Raw genomic sequence first — 17826 nt, forward strand, 5'->3', positions numbered from 1 at the left:
CTATGCGCCGTTTGCTTTTTTCACTGTTGATGTTCTGCGTTTTGCCCGCCTGGGCGGACGGCCACGATCAGTTGTACAAGATCGCCGGCTGGCCAGATCAACGTGCGCACTTCAATGACGCCCTCAGTGCCGCACAGCAGCGCTATCAGAACAGCCTGCCACCCGCCGTGTTTCAGGCGTTGGTCAACAACAGCAACCAGCGCTTCGCTCCCCAGGCCATGGATCAACGCGCCGAAGCCCAGCTGCGGCAGCACCTCGCCGACCCGAAACCGGCCCTGGCCTTCTTCCAATCGCCGCTGGGCAGGAAAATCGTCGCCGCCGAATTGCTCGCGACCCGCCGCGATCAACTGGCGAAGAATGCCAAAGGCCTGCCGAAGATGCCGGCCAGTGACAATCGCCTGCTGATCATTGGCCACCTGGCCCAGGCGTTGCCGGCCCGTGAAGCCGGCGCTGAAGTGAGCCTGGCGATTGCCGGTGTGGCGGCCGACAGCTTGAGTTCGATGATCCCCGGCCTGCTCGGTGGCGGCCAGGCGCAAGGTATGTTGAACGGGCAGCGCCAGCGCTTGATGGAGCAGATTGGCGCCGACATGAACAACACCCTGCTCTACGTTTATCGTGATCTGTCGGATGACGAACTGGAGCAGTTCGCGACCTTTGCCGAGTCCGCCGAGGGCAAGGCTTATTATCAGGCGGCGCTGGCAGCGATTCGGGCGGGGCTGGCGGTAGGGCAAAGCGCGTCGAGCCTCAGCCAGTAATCGTTAAAGCCTGTCAGACCGCCATCGCTGGCAAGCCAGCTCCCACAGGGATCTTTAGTGAACGCAGGATTTGTGGACACTTGAGAATCCGTGGGAGCTGGCTTGCCAGCGATGAGGTCAGTAAGGTTACTGAAGATTACGCCCTCTGATCCGCTTGCTCAGAAACTCGAAATACTCCTCGCGCATCTCCGCCGTTTCATTGGCCAGGTGATGCCGCGCCTCCGGCAGCAGCAAGATCTGCGGTCGATCAAACTTCCACTTCAACACCTGCAGATTGTGCTGCCAGTCCACGGTCATGTCCGCCTGCCCCTGAATGATCAGTGGCCGTCGCGGGCTTTTTTTCGCGTGTTCTACACGGATGATCCAGCGCGACAGTGCGCCGACCCACGCCGTCGGCAAGCGTTTGGGCTGTAACGGATCGGTCTGCAGGAACGGCAGGAAGGCCGGGTCGTTGGAATTTTCGCTGAAGCGCCGGGTGACGCCCCGCACGAAAGGCCTCAGCAGGTAATAACTGAGCTGCGACCAGCCCCACGCGCGCGGGCGCACCAGCGGCGCCAACAGAATCAGCTGACCTTGCGCCGGGCTGCCCTCGCCATGGTTGAGCACGTGATCGACCACAATCGCCCCGCCGGTGCTTTGCCCGCACAGATGCCACGGCTGCGGCAACGCAATCGAACGCGCCTCGGCGAACAACGCCTGCAACATATCCTGGTACTCAGAGAAATCGCGAATGCTCGCCCGTGGCCCGCTCGACAGGCCGTGCCCTGGCAAGTCGCAGGCGATCACCGCGAAATCCTGATCCAGCGCCCACTCGATCACATGCCGATAGAGACCGGTGTGATCGTAGTAACCGTGCAACAGAAACAGCGTCGCCTTGACCTTCTCCGGCCACCAGCAGTGGCTGACCAGTTCATAGCCATCGACCTCGAAACGGCCCATGCCACGCCACACATCACGCTCGGGGAAGTCGGTTTTGTAAAAGCGCTGATAGGCCTTGGCCTCGTCCGACAACGGCTGCCACTCGACCAAGGGCTTGAGGCTCGCGCGTAAATGATCGGGATCGAAAGTGTCAGGCATGCAGTCATTCCAGAGCGGTAAACAGACTTTATCGGCCTGCGATATTCATCTGTAGTGGCAGACATGGCAAGCTAGCCGACCTTTCGAGGATCGAAAACCATGCGCCCGCCCTACCGCACCGCACTGTTTGCCAGCCTGCTCGCCCTGGTCTGCGCCGGCGTGCTGTGGGCGGCGTACGACTGGTTTCAGGGGCGTTATCTGCGCGCGTTCAGCGAACACACGGCGGTGTTTTCCGGCGACCCGTTGCGCCTGCCGGATGAACTGGCCGGCCCGGGGCCGATTCGCCTGGTGCATTTCTGGGACCCGGCCTGCCCGTGCAACGTCGGCAATCAGCAACACCTGACCGAGATGGTCGAGCACTTCGGCAGCAAAGGCGTCGAGTTCTTTGCCGTGCAGAAGGCCGGCAGCCACGGCCAGTTACCCGCCACCCTCGGCAGCCTGAAAACCATCACCGTTTTACCCGGCTCCGAGCAGATCCCCGCCAGTCCGGCGGTAGCGATCTGGGACCGCAACGGCAAACTGGCGTACTTCGGCCCCTACAGCGAAGGCCTGACCTGCAACTCCAGCAACAGTTTTATTGAACCGATCCTCAATGCCCTGACGCAAGATCGCCAGGTCAACGCCACGCACACCCTGGCGGTCGGTTGTTATTGCCCGTGGCCGGTGGTGACGCAGTAAGGCATTCCGGACTTTTCGAGGACAGCGATGCACGGCACGGAAGGTCTGTGCTAATTGTTTGCAGCCCGACGGGCGGCAATCCCGCATGCACAAGGAGTCACCATGAAACGCGTGTTCACCGTTGTTGCCTTGCTCATCTTAGTGTTGCTCGCCGGCGCCGGCTGGTACGTCTACAGCAAACAACCCACACGTCAGGGCCAGGTGGAGTTGCGCAACCTGCAAGGTTCGGTGACCGTGCGTTACGACGAGCGCGGCGTGCCGCACATTCGTGCCGAGAACGAAACCGACCTCTATCGCGCCCTCGGCTACGTACATGCCCAGGACCGCCTGTTCCAGATGGAAGCCATGCGCCGCCTCGCCCGCGGCGAGCTGGCCGAAGTGCTCGGGCCGAAGCTGCTCGACACCGACAAACTGTTCCGCAGCCTGCGCATCCGCGAACGCGCCGCCAGTTATGTCGCCAGTCTCGATAAGCAGTCACCGGCGTGGAAGGCCCTGCAAGCTTATCTGGACGGCATCAACCAATATCAGGACAGCCACGCCGCGCCGGTGGAGTTCGACGTGCTGGGCATCCCCAAGCGGCCGTTCACGGCTGAGGACAGCATCAGCGTCGCCGGTTACATGGCCTACAGCTTTGCTGCCGCGTTTCGCACCGAACCGCTGCTGACCTACGTGCGCGACCAGCTCGGCGCCGATTACCTGAATGTCTTCGACCTCGACTGGCAGCCCAAAGGCGTGCTGGCCAAGGGGCACGCGAAAGCCACCCCGGGCCTTGCGGCAGCTGACTGGAAAGACCTCAACGCCCTCGCCCGCCTCAGCGAGCAGGCCTTGCTCGACAACGGCCTGCCTCAGTTCGAAGGCAGCAACGCCTGGGTGATCGCCGGCAGCCGCAGCCAGAGCGGCAAACCGCTGCTGGCCGGCGACCCGCACATCCGCTTTTCGGTGCCGTCGGTGTGGTACGAGGCACAGTTGTCGGCGCCGGGCTTCGAGTTGTACGGCCATCATCAGGCGCTGGTGCCGTTTGCATTTCTGGGGCACAACCTGGATTTCGGCTGGAGCCTGACCATGTTTCAGAACGACGATCTGGACCTGATCGCCGAGAAGGTCAATCCGGATAATCCGAATCAGGTCTGGTACCACGGCCGATGGACCGACATGGTCACCAGCGAACAACAGATCAAGGTGAAGGGCCAGACACCGGTGACCCTGACCTTGCGTCAGTCACCCCACGGCCCGATCGTCAACGACGCCCTCGGCACGGCGGCGGGCAAGACACCGATCGCCATGTGGTGGGCGTTCCTCGAAACGCCGAACCCGATCCTCGAAGGTTTCTACCAGCTCAATCGCGCCGACACCCTGGCCAAGGCCCGCGCCGCCGCAGCCAAGGTGCAGGCACCCGGACTGAACCTGGTGTATGCCAACGCCAAGGGCGATATCGCCTGGTGGGCATCGGCGTTGCTGCCCAAGCGGCCGGCCGGGGTGAAACCGGGCTTCATTCTCGACGGCAGCAGCGGTCAGGCGGACAAGGACGGTTACTACCCGTTCAGCGCCAACCCGCAGGAGGAGAACCCGGCGCGCGGTTACATCGTCTCGGCCAACTTCCAGCCACTGTCGCCGACCGGCATGGAGATTCCCGGTTACTACAACCTGGCTGACAGGGGCCAACAGCTCAACCGCCAGCTCAGCGACAAAAGCGTGAAGTGGAGCAACGAGGCCAACCAGAAACTGCAACTGGGCACCACCACCGCCTACGGCCCGCGCACGCTGGCGCCGTTGCTGCCGGTACTGCGTGAAGTGGTGAGTGATCCGGCGCAACTGAAGCTGGTCGAGCAACTGGCGCAATGGCAAGGCGACTATCCGCTGGATTCGGTCAGTGCCACGGTGTTCAACCAGTTCCTCTACGACCTGGCCGATGCGGCAATGCGTGATGAGCTAGGCAATGATTTCTTCGACACGCTGCTGTCGACCCGCGTGATCGATGCCGCCCTGCCGCGCCTGGCGGCGAACGCCGACTCACCGTGGTGGGACAACCGCAACACGCCGAACAAGGAGACTCGAGCCGACATCGTCAAAGCGGCGTGGCAGGCGAGCATGGCGCACCTGAAACAGACCCTCGGTGACGACACGAAGGCCTGGAAATGGGGCATGGCGCACACCCTGACCCATGGTCATCCGCTGGGTCAGCAGAAGCCACTGGAGCGGATTTTCAATGTCGGGCCATTCGCCGCGCCAGGTAGCCATGAAGTGCCGAATAACCTGTCGGCGAGAATCGGCCCGGCGCCATGGCCGGTCACGTACGGGCCCTCGACACGACGTCTGGTGGACTTCGCCGACCCGGCGCACAGCCTGACCATCAACCCGGTCGGTCAAAGCGGCGTGCCGTTCGACAGTCACTATGACGATCAGGCTGAAGCGTATGTCGACGGGATGTATGTGCAGGCACATTTCAATGCCGAAGAGGTGACGGCGAATACGCGCAGTACGTTGAAGCTGTTGCCTGCGCGGGCAGCACCTTAAAAGCCCCTCACCCTGGCCCTCTCCCAGAGGTAGAGGGGACTGAGCGGGGGGATGCTCATGGCTTACACCGTCCTGACCCTGCTTTGCCGAATCCATAATCGATAAGGTCTTTCAGGTCGATGTAAAACGCCAGACACCGCGGTCGGCCCCCTCTCCCTCCGGGAGAGGGCTGGGGTGAGGGTTAAAGCGCCACCGCAAAATTCAGCCGAAACTGCTGCGGCGTCACGCCAAGCCGGCGATTGAACACACTGCGCATGTGTTGCGCATCGCGAAAACCACACTGATACGCCACAGTCTTCAACGGCGCCGCCGTACTTTCCAGCATCACCCGCGCCGCATCCACTCGCGCCCGCTCGACGAACTCCGCTGGCGTGACCTTGGCTTCGCGCGCAAACACCCGAGAGAAATTGCGCGCGCTCATGTTCGCCGCATTGGCCAGATCAGCGATCGTCAGATCACCAGTCAGATTGGCCAATACATAAAGCTGCACCATTGCCACCACCGACGTCGGCTCCGCGTGCGGCGTCAGGAACGGACTGAACTGCGACTGGCCACCGGAGCGCTGAGTGAACACCACCAAGCGCTTGGCCACGCTCAGCGCCACTTCAGCACCGTGATCACGCGCCAGCAGGTACAACGACAGATCGATCCCCGCCGTCACCCCGGCCGAGGTGTAGAGCGCGCCGTCCTCGACGTACAGACGATCCGCCTCAACCTGTGTGGTCGGGCACAGCCGGGCCAACGCCTCGGCATCGTTCCAGTGCGTGGTGACGGTGCGCCCTTCCAGCATTCCGGCGCGCGCCAGCATGAACGCGCCGTTGCAGATCGAACCGAAGCGCTGCGCCCGTGCACACGCCTCGCGCAGCCACTCGTCGAACGTCGCGCCGAAATCCATGAAGGGCAGTTGCGGGCCGCCAGCGACCAGCAGCAGATCGTAGGCGTCGAGTGCTTCGCTGAAATGCCGATGGGCATTCAGGGTCAAACCGTTGGAGCAGGCCATCGGGCCGCGTTCGACGCCGATCACTTCGAGCCGATAGTGATCCTCGGGCGCCAGGAAGCGATTTGCCTCGGCGAACACATCCATCGGGCCACTGACGTCCAGCGACTGCACGCCGGCGAACACGACGATGGCGACGGTTTTGGTCATGGCGGCAAAGCTCCTTTGGGTCTCTGATCCGAGTTGGCACGATTTGCAGGTGGATTGGCAAGGATCGCAGCCATGGGTCGATTGTTCGCTTCCAGCGCCGGGAACAGACTTTCCCCATCAGCGCCACAACGGCGTTTCAGTGAGGAAACCTGCCATGACCACGACCATCGCCGGCATCAAAATTCCCGACAGCGCCCTCGCTCGGGCCAGCACCGAATACATCCGCGACATCGAATCCGACCTGCTCTACCACCACTCGCGCCGGGTCTTTCTATTCGGCGCGTTGAGCGGCGAGCGCCAGCAACTGGCTTACAACCCGGAGCTGCTGTACGTCGGCGCAATGTTCCATGACCTCGGTCTGGTCGAAGGTCACCGCAGTGATGACGAGCGTTTCGAAGTGGACGGCGCCAACGCGGCAGCGGCGTTTCTCAAACCGTACGGGCTCAGCGATGACGACATCGAGCAGGTCTGGCTGTCGATTGCCCTGCACACCACGCCAGGCGTGCCGAAGTATCTGCGCCCGACGGTGGCGCTGGTCACCGCTGGCGTCGAGATGGATGTGCTGGGCATGGATTACGCCGCGTTCAGCACCGTGCAGCGTGAGGCGGTGGTGCATGCGCATCCGCGCGGAGAAGGGTTCAAGGAGTGCATCATCTGCGCGTTTGCCGACGGCTTGCGCCATCGTCCGCAGACCACGTTCGGCAATGTGAAGACCGATGTATTGAAAGATCAGGAGCCGGGGTTCAAGCCGATGAACTTTGTCGAGGTCATCCGTAACTCTCCCTGGATTTGAAGATCACCAGAAACAAACTGTGGGAGCGAGCTTGCTCGCGAATGCGGTGGGTCAGGCAACATTTCCATCGACTGACACGCCCTCTTCGCGAGCAAGCTCGCTCCCACAGGGATTGGGGTTGATCACAGATCTGTAATCAACCCCATTGGCTTACGCCGCTTCTGGAGCCGGTGCGCGACGTACGTCCGGTTGTTTCCACGAATCGGCGGCGCCTTCTTCGATGGCTTGCTGGATGGCTTTCTTGCGCGCCTCTTCGGCACGGCGGCTGAAGAACCAGACCATGAAGGTCACCAGCGATACCGCCAGCAGAATCAGGCTGGCCACGGCGTTGATCTCCGGCTTCACGCCCAGACGCACCGCCGAGAACACTTCCATCGGCAGGGTCGTCGAGCCCGGCCCGGAGACGAAGCTCGCCAGCACCAGGTCGTCCAGCGACAGAGCAAACGACATCATGCCGCCCGCTGCCAGCGACGGCGCAATCATCGGGATGGTGATCAGGAAGAACACCTTCCACGGCCGTGCACCGAGGTCCATGGCCGCTTCTTCGATCGACAGGTCCAGCTCACGCAGACGCGCCGACACCACCACCGCCACATAAGCCGCACAGAACGTCGTGTGGGCGATCCAGATAGTGACGATGCCACGTTCCTGCGGCCAGCCGATCATCTGCGCCATCGCCACGAACAGCAGCAACAGCGACAGACCGGTGATCACTTCCGGCATCACCAACGGCGCGGTGACCAGGCCACCGAACAGCGTGCGGCCCTTGAAGCGGGTGATGCGGGTCAGCACGAACGCTGCCAGCGTGCCCAGCGCCACCGCGGCGACCGCGGTGTAGCAGGCGATTTCCAGCGAACGCAACACCGAGCCCATCAATTGCGTGTTGTCGAGCAGGCCGACGTACCACTTGATCGACCAGCCGCCCCACACTGTCACCAGTTTCGAGGCGTTGAACGAGTAGATCACCAGGATCAGCATCGGCAGGTAGATGAACAACAAACCCAGAACCAGCATCAGGCTGGAGAAACGGAAGCGCTTCATTCTTTACCCTCCATTTCCTTGGCCTGACTGCGGTTGAACAGGATGATCGGGACAATCAGGATCGCCAGCATCACCACCGCCAGGGCGGACGCCACCGGCCAGTCACGGTTGTTGAAGAACTCTTGCCAGAGCACTTTACCGATCATCAGGGTTTCCGGGCCGCCAAGCAGTTCCGGGATCACGAACTCACCCACCACCGGGATGAACACCAGCATGCAGCCGGCGATGATGCCGTTTTTCGACAGCGGCACGGTGATTTTCCAGAAGCTGTTGAAGGTGCTCGAACCGAGGTCCGACGCCGCTTCCAGCAGACTGGTGTCGTGTTTGACGAGGTTGGCGTATAGCGGCAGGATCATGAACGGCAGATACGAATAGACCACACCTATGTACACGGCGAGGTTGGTATTGAGGATCTGCAGCGGCTCGTCGATCAGGCCCATGCTCATCAGGAACCCGTTGAGCAGGCCGTTGTTGCTGAGGATGCCCATCCACGCGTAAACGCGGATCAGGATCGCGGTCCAGGTCGGCATCATGATCAGCAGCACCAGCACCGTTTGCAGCTCTTTACGGGCACTGGCGATGGCGTAGGCCATCGGGTAGCCGATCAGCAGGCAGAGAAGGGTGCTGAAAAACGCCATCTTCAGCGAGCCGAGGTACGCGGCAATGTACAACTCGTCGTCGCCGAGCATCGCGTAGTTGCCCAGGTTCAGCAGCAACTGCAGCTTCTGCTCGGCGAAGGTGTAGATCTGGGTGTACGGCGGGATGGCCACGTCGGCTTCGGCGAAACTGATCTTCAGCACGATGAAGAACGGCAGCATGAAGAACAGAAACAGCCAGATGAACGGGACCCCGATGACCAGTTGGCGGCCACCGGGAATTATTCGATTGAGGCGGCGTTTGAATTTGCGCATGTTCATGAGCGAAGTACCACGCCGCTGTCGTCTTCCCACCACACGTAAACCTGGTCACCCCAGGTCGGGCGGGCGCCGCGGCGTTCGGCGTTGGCGACGAACGATTGCACCAGCTTGCCGCTCGGCAACTCGACGTAGAACACCGAGTGACCGCCCAGGTAGGCGATGTCATGCACCTTGCCGCTCGACCAGTTGTATTCGCAGGTCGGCTGGTCGGCGGTGACCAGCAGTTTCTCCGGACGGATCGCGTAGGTGACCGACTTGTCCTGCACCGACGTGCTGATGCCGTGGCCGACGTAGATCTGCCGGTCGAGGTCCTTGCAGGTGATGGTCGCGTGGCCTTCGGCGTCGTCGATCACTTCGCCTTCGAAGATGTTCACGTTGCCGATGAATTCGCAGACCAGACGGCTGGTCGGGGTTTCGTAGATGTCGATCGGGCTGCCGATCTGGGCGATCCAGCCCAGGTGCATGATCGCGATGCGCTCGGCCATGGTCATGGCCTCTTCCTGGTCGTGGGTCACCATCACGCAGGTCACGCCCACGCGCTCGATGATCTCCACCAGCTCCAGTTGCATCTGCGACCGCAGTTTTTTGTCCAGTGCGCCCATCGGCTCATCGAGCAACAGCAGCTTCGGCCGCTTGGCCAGGGAACGCGCCAGCGCCACGCGCTGCCGCTGACCGCCGGACAGTTGATGCGGCTTGCGCTTGGCGTACTGGCTCATCTGCACCAGCTTGAGCATCTCGGCCACGCGGGCGTCGACCTCGGCCTTGGGAATCTTGTCCTGCTGCAGGCCGAACGCGATGTTCTGCGCCACAGTCATGTGCGGGAACAGGGCGTACGACTGGAACATCATGTTGATCGGTCGCTCGTACGGCGGCATGTCGGTGATGTCGACGCCGTCGAGGAAAATGCGCCCCTCCGTGGGCCGTTCGAACCCTGCCAGCATCCGCAGCAGGGTGGATTTGCCCGATCCCGAACCGCCGAGCAGGGCGAAGATCTCACCCTTCTTGATTTCCAGGGACACATCGTCCACGGCAATCGTCTCGTCGAACTTCTTCGTGACCCGGTCGATTTTGACCAACACCTGTTTAGGTGTCTGGTCGCCCTCGAGGGCTTTCTTATAGGCGCCGGAGGCAACTGCCATTTACGAAACTCCCAGAAAAAAACAGTGCAGTTCGCCCAATGCAGACGAACCCAGGATAGTTTGTGCCTTACTTGCCCGACTTGACCTTGGTCCAGCTACGGGTCATCAAACGCTGAATATTGGGTGGCAACTCGACCGACACGTAAGTCTTGTCGAGAACGGCCTGCGGTGGATAAACCGCTGCATCGGTGCGGATGGACTGTTCCATCAGCTTGTCCGCCCCCGGGTTGGGGTTGGCGTAACCGACGTAATCACTGACCTGGGCGATGACCTCAGGTTTCAGCAAATAGTTGATGAAGGCGTGCGCCTCCTTGGCGTTGGACGAGTCCTTCGGAATCGCCAGCATGTCGAACCACAGCGCGCCGCCTTCTTTTGGAATCGAGTACGCGATGTTCACGCCTTTCTTGGCTTCCTCGGCGCGATGTTTGGCCTGGAACATGTCACCGGAAAAACCGATGGCCACGCAGATGTCGCCGTTGGCCAGGTCGCCGATGTATTTGGACGAGTGGAAGTAGGTCACGTAAGGACGCACCGCGAGCAACTTGTCGGTGGCTTTTTCGTAATCCTTGGGGTTGGTGCTGTTGGCGTTCAGGCCCATGTAGTTGAGCACGGTCGGCATCATTTCATCCGCCGAATCGAGGAACGCGACGCCGCAGCTGTGCAGTTTCTTGATGTTCTCGGGCTCGAACAGCACGCTCCAGGAGTCGATCTTGTCGACACCGAGCACTTCCTTGACCTTGTCGACGTTGTAACCGATGCCGTTGGTACCCCACAGGTACGGCACGGCGTACTGGTTGCCGGGATCGTTCTGTTCCAGGCGCTTGAGCAGCACCGGGTCGAGGTTGGAATAGTTCGGCAATTGCGCCTTGTCGAGCTTCTGAAACGCGCCCGCCTTGATCTGCTTGCCGAGGAAGTGGTTCGACGGCACGACCACGTCGTAACCGGTACGCCCGGCCAGCAGCTTGCCTTCCAGGGTTTCGTTGGAATCGAACACGTCGTAGACCGGTGTGATCCCGGTGGCTTTCTGGAAGTCAGCCAGGGTCGTCTCGCCGATGTAGTCCGACCAGTTATAAATATGCACCGTACCGGCGGCCTGGGCTCCGACAGCAATGGTCAGGCCGGCAGTGGCCAGCAGGGCTTTGCGCAAAGAAGAAAAAATAGGCAAGTGGAGGTCCTCTAATTTAATTGGGCCCAAGTTGCCCCGCGTTACATGACAGCCATGGCTGCCCGGAAACAAAACCGGCGCGCAACTTACCCTCGAAAAACCGTTCCTGCAAAACTTCCTGTCATTTAATTGATCCGCTGACCGCCCTCACAAACGACGACGGCCAGCGGTTACGGCTTCAAACCGGCTTATTTACCGGATTTGATCTTGGTCCAGCTGCGGGTCAATTCACGCTGGGTCGCCGCTGGCAGATCGGCGATGGCATACAACTTGGCCTGCACATCGGCTGGCGGGTAGATGCCTGGATCGCTGGTGATGTCTTTATTCACCAGTGGCGTTGCAGCAGCGTTACCGTTCGGGAAACGTACGGCGTTGGTGATGCCGGCCATGACTTCAGGCTTCTGCAGGAAGGTCATGAACTTGTAGGCGCCTTCAACGTTTTCGGCATCCTTCGGAATCGCGACCATGTCGAAGAAGCTGCCCGCGCCTTCCTTCGGAATGGCGTAGCTGACTTTGACCTTGTCACCGGCCTCGGCAGCACGGGACTTGGCCTGCTGCACATCACCCGAGTAGCCGACCGCTACGCAGATGTTGCCGTTGGCCAGGTCCGAGATGTACTTGGAGGAGTGGAAGTAGGTGATCGAAGGACGAATCTTGAGGAACAGTTCCTCGGCCTTCTTGATGTCTTCTTTCTTCTGGCTGTCGGTTGGCAGGCCCAGGTAGTGCAGCGCGACCGGCAGCATTTCGGTCGGCGAATCGAGGAAGCTCACACCACAGCCCTTGAGCTTGGCGATGTTTTCCGGCTTGAGCAGCACGTCCCACGAGTCGATGGTGTCGACGCCCAGCGCAGCCTTGACCTTCTCAGGGTTGTAGCCGATGCCGATCGAGCCCCACATGTACGGGAAGGCGTGCTTGTTGCCCGGGTCGCTGACCGATACGGCCTTGAGCAGGTCCTGGTTCAGGTTCTTCCAGTTAGGCAGCTTGGACTGGTCCAGTTCCTGATAAACGCCGGCCTTGATCTGCTTGGCCAGGAAGTTGTTCGACGGCACAACGACGTCGTAACCGGACTTGCCCGCCAGCAGTTTGGCTTCCAGGGTTTCGTTGCTGTCGAATACGTCGTAGACAACCTTGATCCCCGACTCCTTCTCGAAGTTGGCGATGGTGTCCGGGGCGATGTAGTCGGACCAGTTGTAGACGTGCAGCACATTGTCGTCCGCGTGAACCGCACCCGCCATCATGCCCGCTACGGACAAAGCGAGAAGAGTCTTGCCAGCAAGCTTTTTACCTAATGCCTTCATGCGTCATGCTCCAAATTTTTCTTTTTTGAACCACTCTGTTCAGCGGCCGAACCCGGACAACTGGAACCGCGGCTAGTCTGGCAAGATCGGAGGCGGTCTTTCAACAAAAGGCCGACCTTTCTGACACCATCGAGCGAGAGCGCCGCAGCTCCCTCGCTCGAAGCCTAGCACTTAGGCCTGCAACGCACTGAGGGTCAGGTCCAGACACTTGCGTGCCTTTGTAACCAGCTCGTCGATCTCCGCCTTGCTGATCACCAGCGGCGGCGCAATGATCATGGTGTCGCCCACAGCGCGCATGATCAGGCCGTTATCGAAGCAGAACTGCCGGCAGATCATGCCCACGCCCCGACCTTCGTAACGCTTGCGAGAGGCCTTGTCCTGCACCAGCTCGATCGCCCCGAGCAGACCGACCCCGCGCACTTCACCCACCAACGGGTGATCGTTGAGTTCGCGCAGACGTTTCTGCAAATACGGTGCCGTTTCGTTGCGCACGTTCTCGATAATTTTCTCGTCGCGCAAAATCCGGATATTTTCCAGACCCACCGCTGCTGCCACCGGATGTCCGGAGTAGGTGAAGCCGTGGTTGAAATCACCGCCTTCGTTGAGCACCTTCACCACTTCGTCGCGAACGATCAGGCCACCCATCGGGATGTAGCCGGAGGTCAGGCCTTTGGCGATGGTCATCATGTCCGGTTTCAGGTCGTAGAAATCCGAACCGAACCACTGACCGGTACGGCCGAAACCGCAGATCACTTCATCCGCCACGAACAGAATGTCGTACTTGGCGAGGATTTCCTTGATGCGCGGCCAGTAGCTGTCGGGCGGAATAATCACGCCACCTGCGCCCTGAATCGGCTCGGCAATAAAGGCACCGACGTTGTCCACGCCGACTTCGAGAATTTTCTCTTCCAGTTGGTTGGCCGCCCAGAGGCCGAACTCTTCCGGCGACATGTCGCCGCCCTCGGCGAACCAGTACGGCTGAGCGATGTGGACGATGCCCGGAATCGGCAAGTCGCCCTGCTCGTGCATATAGGTCATGCCACCCAGGCTCGCGCCGGCCACGGTGGACCCGTGATAGCCGTTCTTGCGGCTGATGATGACTTTCTTGTTCGGCTGGCCCTTGATCGCCCAGTAGTGGCGAACCATGCGCAGCATGGTGTCGTTGCCTTCGGAGCCGGAGCCGGTGAAGAACACGTGGTTCATGCCTTCAGGTGCCACGTCGGCGATGGCCTTGGCCAGTTCCAGTGCCGGCGGGTGCGCGGTCTGGAAGAACAGGTTGTAGTAAGGCAGTTCGCGCATTTGCTTGGCAGCCGCGTCAGCCAGCTCATCGCGGCCATAACCGATCGCCACGCACCACAGACCCGCCATGCCATCGAGGATCTTGTTGCCCTCGCTGTCCCACAGGTACACGCCCTTGGCGTTGGTGATGATCCGTGGGCCCTTCTCTTTCAGCTGCTTGAAGTCGCTGAACGGGGCCAGGTGGTGATCGCTGCTCAGGGCTTGCCACTCACGGGTTTGCGGGTTGTTGCTGGTCATGCCAATTCTCCTTGTTATCGGTGAAGGCACGGCTGCTGCCAGCCGTGCCCGGCGTATCAGACGGCGAAGAGCAGGTACTCACGCTCCCAGGAACTGATCACGCGCTTGAAGTTTTCATGCTCGGCCCGTTTAACCGCGACGTAGCCAGTGATGAAGGTTTTGCCCAGGTATTTCTCGATGGTCGCGCTGTTTTCCATGCGCTCGAGGGCGTCTTCGATGGTCAGCGGCAGGCGCAGGTTGCGGCGTTCATAGCCACGGCCAACGACTGGCGCGCTCGGGTTGAGGCCCTCGACCATGCCGATGTAGCCGCAGAGCAGGCTTGCGGCAATCGCCAGGTACGGGTTGGCGTCGGCGCCCGGCAGGCGGTTTTCCACACGGCGATTCTGCGGCCCGGCATCCGGAACGCGCAGGCCCACGGTGCGGTTCTCTTCGCCCCACTCCACGTTCACCGGCGCCGAGGTGTCCGGCAGGAAGCGGCGGAACGAGTTGACGTTCGGCGCGAACAGCGGCAGCAATTCCGGGATCAGTTTCTGCAGGCCACCGATGTGGTGCAGGAACAGCTGGCTCATGGTCCCGTCTTCATTGGAGAACACGTTCTTGCCGGTCTCGATGTCGATGATGCTCTGGTGCAAGTGCATCGCACTGCCCGGCTCACCGGTCATCGGCTTGGCCATGAAGGTGGCGGCCACGTCGTGCTTGAGCGCGGCTTCGCGCATGGTGCGTTTGAACACCAGGATCTGGTCGGCCAGCGACAGGGCGTCGCCATGACGGAAGTTGATTTCCATCTGCGCCGTGCCGTCTTCGTGGATCAGCGTGTCGAGGTCCAGCTCCTGCAGTTCGCACCAGTCGTAGACGTCTTCGAACAGCGGGTCGAATTCGTTCGCCGCTTCGATGGAGAACGACTGACGACCGATTTCCGGACGGCCCGAACGGCCAATCGGCGGCTGCAACGGATAGTCAGGGTCGTCGCTGCGCTTGGTCAGGTAAAACTCCATTTCCGGCGCCACGATCGGCTGCCAGCCCTTGTCGGCGTAGAGTTTCAGGACTTTCTTGAGCACGTTGCGCGGCGACAGCTCGATCGGGTTGCCTTGCTTGTCGTAGGTGTCGTGGATCACTTGGGCGGTCGGCTCGATCGCCCACGGCACCAGGTACACGGCGTTCTGGTCGGGGCGGCAGATCATGTCGATGTCGGCCGGGTCGAGCAGTTCGTAATAGATGTCGTCTTCAACGTAGTCGCCGGTCACGGTCTGCAGCAACACACTCTCTGGCAGGCGCATGCCTTTTTCGGCGATGAACTTGTTGGTCGGCGAGATCTTGCCGCGGGTGATACCGGTCAAGTCGCCGATCATGCATTCGACTTCTGTGATCTTGTGGTCTTTCAACCAATCGGTGAGCTGGTCGAGGTTGTTACTCATAAATGCCTCTGGGCTGAGTCTCCTGACAGGGGTGTCAGGCAAAGTTTGACGCCGTGACGTCGCGTTAAAGGGTGCTTGCTTGCGCGCAGTGCCGGCTTACGCCTGGCACCGCGCATCAACAATGAAAGAGGAGCTTACCTGCCCTTTACGCTGGCGTTGCATTTCCTGTGCACATTCAAGGCGTGCAGAATCATGAGCACGGCTCGAAGAGCGGCACAGGCTTTGGGACTCAAAGGGATCTATAGTGAAAGGAGACGCCATAAACAGGATGCCTTGCCGTACGTCCAGAATAACGGACGCGACCGTTCTGGCTGCTGCCGACGAGACCGGCGTAGACAGCCCGCAAGCCTTGCTGGCTGCGCTACGGACGGATTGATCGCCACTGATGTGATGAGCATGCAGACCGGACTGTTGCGAGCAGTCGGTGATGCCGATTAACGGCAGGCGAGACATGAAGCACCCCGGTATTATTGCTGTTATGGGTTTGATCCGAGCTTAGCCTTGTTCATTTTTTTACACAACACCCCCGTAAAAAATACAACACGGCCTGCTCAAGCCTGCGGGTGCCAAGCGTCCCAAGGATAAAAAACCGCCCCAAAGTGCCCCATAAATGCCCTCGCAGCGCTTTTTTAGGGCAAAAAAGGCCTCGCTTGACTTCGGCAGGCCGTTCGGGTTGACTGAAACCAGAAAAGATCAATGATTGATATTTTTAACAACAAAGGTGTTGCATCATGTCGGTACCCCCGCGTGCCGTTCAGCTTAACGAAGCGAACGCGTTCCTTAAGGAACATCCTGAGGTTCTGTACGTTGACCTTCTGATTGCGGATATGAATGGTGTGGTGCGCGGCAAGCGCATCGAACGCACCAGCCTCCACAAGGTTTACGAGAAAGGCATCAACCTGCCGGCCTCTCTATTTGCTCTGGATATCAATGGCTCTACGGTGGAAAGCACCGGCCTGGGCCTGGACATCGGCGACGCCGACCGGATCTGCTATCCAATCCCCGACACCCTGTGCAACGAGCCATGGCAGAAGCGCCCTACCGCGCAACTGTTGATGACCATGCACGAACTCGAAGGCGATCCGTTCTTCGCCGATCCGCGCGAAGTGCTCCGTCAAGTTGTTGCAAAATTTGACGAGATGGGCTTGACCATCTGCGCCGCGTTCGAACTCGAGTTCTACCTGATCGACCAGGAAAACGTGAACGGCCGTCCACAGCCGCCACGCTCGCCTATCTCCGGCAAACGCCCACACTCGACTCAGGTCTACCTGATCGACGACCTCGACGAATACGTCGACTGCCTCCAGGACATTCTGGAAGGCGCCAAAGAGCAAGGCATTCCGGCCGATGCCATCGTCAAGGAAAGTGCCCCGGCGCAGTTCGAAGTGAACCTGCACCACGTCGCCGACCCGATCAAGGCGTGCGACTACGCGGTACTGCTCAAGCGTCTGATCAAGAACATCGCCTACGACCATGAAATGGACACCACCTTCATGGCCAAGCCGTACCCAGGCCAGGCAGGCAATGGTCTGCATGTGCACATTTCGGTACTCGACAAAGATGGCAAAAACATTTTTGCCAGCGAGGATCCCGAGCAGAACGCCGCGCTGCGTCACGCGATCGGCGGTGTGCTCGAGACCCTGCCGGCGCAGATGGCTTTCCTCTGCCCGAACGTCAACTCGTACCGTCGCTTCGGCGCGCAGTTCTATGTACCGAACTCGCCGTGCTGGGGCCTGGACAACCGCACCGTGGCGATCCGCGTTCCGACCGGTTCTGCCGATGCCGTGCGTATCGAACACCGCGTGGCCGGCGCCGACGCCAACCCGTACCTGCTGATGGCTTCGGTCCTGGCGGGTGTGCATCACGGTCTGGTGAACAAGATCGAACCGGGCGCTCCGGTCGAAGGCAACAGTTACGAGCAGAACGAACAAAGCCTGCCGAACAACCTGCGCGATGCACTGCGTGAGCTGGACGACAGCGAGGTGATGGCCAAGTACATCGATCCGAAATACATCGATATCTTCGTCGCCTGTAAAGAGAGCGAGCTGGAGGAGTTCGAACACTCCATTTCCGACCTCGAGTACAACTGGTACCTGCATACCGTTTAAACGGATTGCGAACCAGATAAAACGCCGTCGGCTCCTGCAGCCCACGGCGTTTTTTTATGACCAACCAGCCATCTCTGTTGATGGGGTGGATGGCCGCCTGCGGCGGATCGCTGGCAAGTCGAATCGTCGCACCGCAGCTCCCACAGGGTTCTGTTGGGTACTCAAAATGTGTGTTCTACACAGATCATTGTGGGAGCTGGCTTGCCAGCGATGGCGGTCGACAAGACAACACGGAACCCGGCT

At 60.4% G+C, this 17826-nt stretch carries 14 protein-coding genes; 5 read left to right on the forward strand and 9 right to left on the reverse strand.

Going from position 1 to position 17826, the window contains the following annotated elements; genetic code table 11:
* Positions 1 to 2 precede the first annotated feature (2 nt).
* Positions 3 to 755: a DUF2059 domain-containing protein gene (locus tag HV782_RS27780; RefSeq protein WP_128615555.1), complete on the forward strand. Its 753-nt coding sequence runs from the start codon at positions 3 to 5 to the stop codon at positions 753 to 755.
* Positions 756 to 881: 126 nt separating this feature from the next.
* Here HV782_RS27780 and bipL read toward each other — a convergent pair whose 3' ends face one another.
* Positions 882 to 1832 (reverse strand): phospholipase BipL, encoded by a 951-nt coding sequence (bipL, locus tag HV782_RS27785; RefSeq protein WP_186744108.1) that lies wholly within the window; start codon positions 1830 to 1832, stop codon positions 882 to 884.
* A gap of 99 nt (positions 1833 to 1931) precedes the next feature.
* Here bipL and HV782_RS27790 point away from each other — a divergent pair, with 99 nt between their 5' ends.
* The gene (locus HV782_RS27790; RefSeq protein WP_128615554.1) at positions 1932 to 2510 is read left to right on the forward strand and encodes a DUF6436 domain-containing protein; all 579 of its coding nucleotides are present in this window, start codon (positions 1932 to 1934) and stop codon (positions 2508 to 2510) included.
* Between the two features lie 102 nt (positions 2511 to 2612).
* Positions 2613 to 5024 carry a penicillin acylase family protein gene (locus tag HV782_RS27795; protein ID WP_186744106.1) on the forward strand — a complete coding sequence of 804 codons (2412 nt, stop codon included), beginning with the start codon at positions 2613 to 2615 and terminating at the stop codon, positions 5022 to 5024.
* A gap of 181 nt (positions 5025 to 5205) precedes the next feature.
* Here the strand turns inward: HV782_RS27795 and HV782_RS27800 are convergent, their stop codons facing one another.
* Positions 5206 to 6171 carry a GlxA family transcriptional regulator gene (locus tag HV782_RS27800; RefSeq protein WP_186744104.1) on the reverse strand — a complete coding sequence of 322 codons (966 nt, stop codon included), beginning with the start codon at positions 6169 to 6171 and terminating at the stop codon, positions 5206 to 5208.
* 154 nt (positions 6172 to 6325) lie between these two features.
* Between HV782_RS27800 and HV782_RS27805 the strand changes: the two genes are divergently transcribed.
* Complete coding sequence (locus tag HV782_RS27805; RefSeq protein WP_128615552.1) at positions 6326 to 6964, forward strand: HD domain-containing protein; 639 nt, start codon at positions 6326 to 6328, stop codon at positions 6962 to 6964.
* A 150-nt stretch (positions 6965 to 7114) separates the two neighbouring features.
* Here HV782_RS27805 and HV782_RS27810 read toward each other — a convergent pair whose 3' ends face one another.
* The 7 genes from HV782_RS27810 to HV782_RS27840 form a co-directional block, all read right to left on the reverse strand.
* A complete protein-coding gene (locus HV782_RS27810) occupies positions 7115 to 8005 on the reverse strand; it encodes an ABC transporter permease subunit (protein WP_123469660.1) in 891 nt (296 codons plus the stop codon).
* Positions 8002 to 8883, reverse strand: coding sequence for an ABC transporter permease subunit (locus HV782_RS27815; protein ID WP_185015842.1), 882 nt, complete (start codon positions 8881 to 8883; stop codon positions 8002 to 8004). Before HV782_RS27815 ends, HV782_RS27810 begins: the two co-directional genes overlap by 4 nt.
* 35 nt (positions 8884 to 8918) lie before the next feature.
* Positions 8919 to 10061: an ABC transporter ATP-binding protein gene (locus tag HV782_RS27820; RefSeq protein WP_034151965.1), complete on the reverse strand. Its 1143-nt coding sequence runs from the start codon at positions 10059 to 10061 to the stop codon at positions 8919 to 8921.
* A gap of 67 nt (positions 10062 to 10128) precedes the next feature.
* Complete coding sequence (locus HV782_RS27825; RefSeq protein WP_123469664.1) at positions 10129 to 11226, reverse strand: polyamine ABC transporter substrate-binding protein; 1098 nt, start codon at positions 11224 to 11226, stop codon at positions 10129 to 10131.
* Between the two features lie 188 nt (positions 11227 to 11414).
* Positions 11415 to 12524 (reverse strand): polyamine ABC transporter substrate-binding protein, encoded by a 1110-nt coding sequence (locus tag HV782_RS27830; RefSeq protein WP_186744102.1) that lies wholly within the window; start codon positions 12522 to 12524, stop codon positions 11415 to 11417.
* 171 nt (positions 12525 to 12695) lie between these two features.
* Entirely contained in the window at positions 12696 to 14060 is a 1365-nt protein-coding gene (locus HV782_RS27835; RefSeq protein ID WP_123469668.1) for an aspartate aminotransferase family protein, read from the reverse strand.
* Between the two features lie 56 nt (positions 14061 to 14116).
* Positions 14117 to 15475: a glutamine synthetase family protein gene (locus HV782_RS27840; RefSeq protein WP_007967993.1), complete on the reverse strand. Its 1359-nt coding sequence runs from the start codon at positions 15473 to 15475 to the stop codon at positions 14117 to 14119.
* A gap of 731 nt (positions 15476 to 16206) precedes the next feature.
* Between HV782_RS27840 and HV782_RS27850 the strand changes: the two genes are divergently transcribed.
* Positions 16207 to 17583 carry a glutamine synthetase family protein gene (locus tag HV782_RS27850; protein ID WP_128615876.1) on the forward strand — a complete coding sequence of 459 codons (1377 nt, stop codon included), beginning with the start codon at positions 16207 to 16209 and terminating at the stop codon, positions 17581 to 17583.
* Positions 17584 to 17826: the final 243 nt, after the last annotated feature.

This window comes from Pseudomonas monsensis, from assembly GCF_014268495.2.
Lineage (GTDB): Bacteria > Pseudomonadota > Gammaproteobacteria > Pseudomonadales > Pseudomonadaceae > Aquipseudomonas > Aquipseudomonas monsensis.